We start from the raw sequence: 1,729 nt of genomic DNA, 5'->3' as shown, positions 1-1,729 counted from the left end.
CGGCATGAAACCGCATAAAGGGGAAACTCTGAAATGCGGCAAATGTGTGGACAGGCAGTTTACAGCCGAGCAACACGTCCAAAAAGAAATCAAACCCCTTACAGGAAAATCGATATGAATAAAGTCTTTAAAGTCATTTGGAACCACGCGACCCAGACATGGACCGCGGTTTCCGAGATCAGCCATGCACACGGCAAAAAATCCGCTTCTGACAAGCGTAAAGCCGTAGCTGCTGCAGTTGCAGCGGCAGGTGCTTTGATGGCTTCTAGTGCTGCTCAAGCAGGTGTGGAAACATCTGCTAGTACGATTACCATTAAATCAGATAATACCGGGAATGTCATTGGTACCAATCAAGGTATTGGCAATATCAATATCGGTACTGGCGCAAATACTTACAGAAACAACGGTAATAATGTAGTCTCTCATGACGCAATTGCGATTGGTTCTAGTGCGACTGGTACTGGTGATAAATCAGTAGCTATTGGTAAAGATGCAAAAGCAATTCAAGAAAATGGTGTTGCAGTTGGTTTTGGTGCAACTAATCAGTCTATTGACTCTGTTGCGATCGGTACAAAAGCAACATCAGGCAAAGATATGGACGTAGCTATTGGTAAGCAAGCAAATGCTAGTGGTGGCGAGTCTCTTGCTTTTGGTTCTGGATCAAAAGCATCTGGTCAGGCTACTATTGCCGTAGGTAAATCATCTAATGCTTCTGGTTCTTCTGCAGTTTCTGTTGGTTATGAGTCTGCTGCAGCTGGTAATAATGCTGTAGCTGTTGGTAAAAATACGACTGCAAGTGCTACCAATGCGGTTGCTGTTGGTTTGCGTGCTACTGCTACCGGTACTCGAGCTATTGCAACAGGTGCTGGTTCTACAGCAAGTGGCGAGCAATCTCTCGCAACAGGTTTTACAGCAAAAGCTTTGGGTAATAACTCTGTCGCTCATGGTAATGACGCAGTTGCTAGCCAAGCTGCTGACGTTGCTGTAGGTTTTGAAGCAAAAGCTGATGGTACCTCTACTGGTGCTGATAGTGATGGTGTTGTGGGTGCTAATAATGCCGGTTCAGCTATGGCAATCGGTACTAATGCTCAAGCAACCGGTATCGTAGCAACTGCCATCGGTCAACGTTCTCAAGCCCTGGCAAACGGTGCGGTAGCATTGGGTGGCGATGCTCAAGCTAAAAAAGGTTCTGCCGTAGCAATCGGTCGCGGTTCTGTCGCTGACGGCATTTCTGCTTCTGCCTTCGGTCCTGCTGCTAAAGCAAGTGCTCAATACGCGGTAGCATTGGGTGTACAAAGTAACGCTGCTTCTACGCAAGCGATTGCATTAGGCCGTGGCGCTCAAGCCAATGGCGGTGAATATGCAACTGCTCTGGGTAACGATGCTCAAGCAACAGCTAGAAACACTCTGGCTTTGGGTACTGAAGCTAAATCTACTATCGAAAACAGCGTAGCTCTGGGTAACGGTTCTACAACCAGCAACTTCGTACCTACTAGCAGCGGTACTGTTCGCGGCTACACTTACGGTGGTTTTGCAGGCGCAACCAGTGGTTTAAATGACGGCGCAGTATTGTCTGTAGGTTCTGCAGGTAAAGAACGTCAAATCCAAAACGTTGCCGCAGGCCGTATTTCTCAAACTTCTACCGATGCAATCAACGGCTCTCAATTGTTCGCCGTAGCAAGCCGCATCGAAAATCTGAATCCGTTTGTATTCTCAGGCCACAATGAGA

1 protein-coding gene is annotated in these 1,729 nt (G+C 47.3%); it reads left to right on the top strand.

Annotated features, from left to right (window positions below; all coding sequences use genetic code 11):
- Positions 1 to 114: 114 nt before the first annotated feature.
- The coding region (locus ACTHUR_RS10865) for an ESPR-type extended signal peptide-containing protein (RefSeq protein ID WP_440398579.1) at positions 115 to 1,729 on the top strand (1,615 nt) is incomplete at its 3' end.

This window comes from Neisseria sp. P0021.S007 (assembly GCF_051956855.1).
The sequence above is the reverse complement of the archived record's forward strand: the minus strand, read 5'-3'. Positions and strand labels throughout refer to the sequence as shown.